The sequence below is a fragment of the Kitasatospora sp. NPDC047058 genome (genome assembly GCF_040643935.1).
Taxonomy (GTDB): Bacteria; Actinomycetota; Actinomycetes; order Streptomycetales; family Streptomycetaceae; genus Kitasatospora.
This window is the reverse complement of record NZ_JBEYVJ010000895.1, coordinates 1-1,260: the sequence shown is the minus strand read 5'-3', so window position 1 is coordinate 1,260 and position 1,260 is coordinate 1. Positions and strand designations below refer to the sequence as shown.

General features: G+C 77.6%; 1 protein-coding gene and 2 pseudogenes. 2 read left to right on the top strand and 1 reads right to left on the bottom strand.

Annotation, left to right across the window (positions count from 1 at the left end; all coding sequences use genetic code 11):
- Positions 1-89 (bottom strand): annotated as a pseudogene (locus ABZ885_RS41420) (polyphosphate kinase 2); the annotation flags it as partial.
- Here ABZ885_RS41420 and ABZ885_RS41415 point away from each other — a divergent pair.
- Entirely contained in the window at positions 60-638 is a 579-nt protein-coding gene (locus tag ABZ885_RS41415) for a universal stress protein (protein WP_360200410.1), read from the top strand. The pseudogene ABZ885_RS41420 and the gene ABZ885_RS41415 sit on opposite strands and share 30 nt — an antisense overlap.
- Positions 639-782: 144 nt before the next feature.
- Positions 783-1,260, top strand: a pseudogene (locus ABZ885_RS41410) (hypothetical protein); the annotation flags it as partial.

The following is a 1,260-nucleotide window of genomic DNA, read 5'->3' as shown; positions in this document are numbered from 1 at the left end:
ACCCCGGCGCGGTTGTACCAGCTGCGGTCGAACAGGACGATCTCCCCGGCGGCCGGCAGGTGCTCGACGTACCGCTGGAAGTACCACTGGCGGCCGCCGAGGACGCCGAACTGCTGGTGCTCGGGGCGCGCGGGGACGGCGGCTTCCCGGACCTGCGCGTCGGCTCCACCGCCCTGCACGCCGCCGCCCGGGCCGGGTGTCCGACCGTCGTCCTCCCGGCGGAGCCCCTGGGGCCGGGGGCGCGGGAGCACGTGGTGGTCGGCGTGGACGCGCGCCGCCCCGCCGAGGCCGCCCTCGCGTTCGCCTTCGGCGCCGCCCGCCGCTACGGCCTGCCGCTGCGGGCGGTGCACGCCTTCCCGGGCCGCGCCCGGCGGCAGGCCGCCGCCGGATACCGGGCCGACGAGGCCGCGTTGCTCGCGCGGGTCCTCGAACCGTGGGCCGCGGCTCACCCGGACGTCGAGGTCGTGCCGGACACGGAGCCGGCAGGCGCGGGGATGCTGCTGGTCGAGGCCTCGTCGAAGGCCCGGCTGCTGGTCGTCGGCCGCCACCCCGTCACCCCGGCGGGCCGGCTGGGCCCCGTCGCGCACGCCGTCCTGCACCATGCCGGGTGCCCGGTCGCCGTCGTGCCCGGCTTCTGAGGCAGCCCCGTGCAAGCCGGGCCTCCGGTGCGTGCGTCCGCCGCCCGGAGGGGCGGTAGCCGGGCGCGGGCCGTTGGCCTAGGATCCGGTGCCACCTATTGGTCTGAACCACTTCGGGTGGACGCGGTGACGGGGGACATGCCGATGGACGACGGCACATGGCGGGAGAACGGCCGGCTCGGGAACGGGCGGACCGGGAACGGGCGGTCGGAGGACGGGACACTGCAGGACGGAACGCTGGAGGTCCGCTTCGAGGGGCTCAGCCACGGCGCCGCACCGGCGACCTGGGGGCAGCGGACGATCTGGGCACCGATCTCCTGGTACGCCCCGGACGACCACTACTTCAACATCGCGCTGCCCGTGGAGCTGCGCCACCCGGTCGGGCCGGCCGCCTTCGGCGCGGCGGTGCGGGCGCTGCTGGAGCGGCACGAGTCGCTCCGCACGCTCTACCGCACCGGCCCCGACGGCGCGCTGGGCCAACTGCTGTACGGCGCGGGCGTGCTGCGCGTCCGGCTGGTCCCGGCACCGGACGGCGAGCCGCCGGCCGCCGTCCTGGAGCGGGTCGCCGTGCAGGACCGGGCCGTCCGGTTCCGGCTGCTCGCGGACGCCCCGCCGGAGGCGC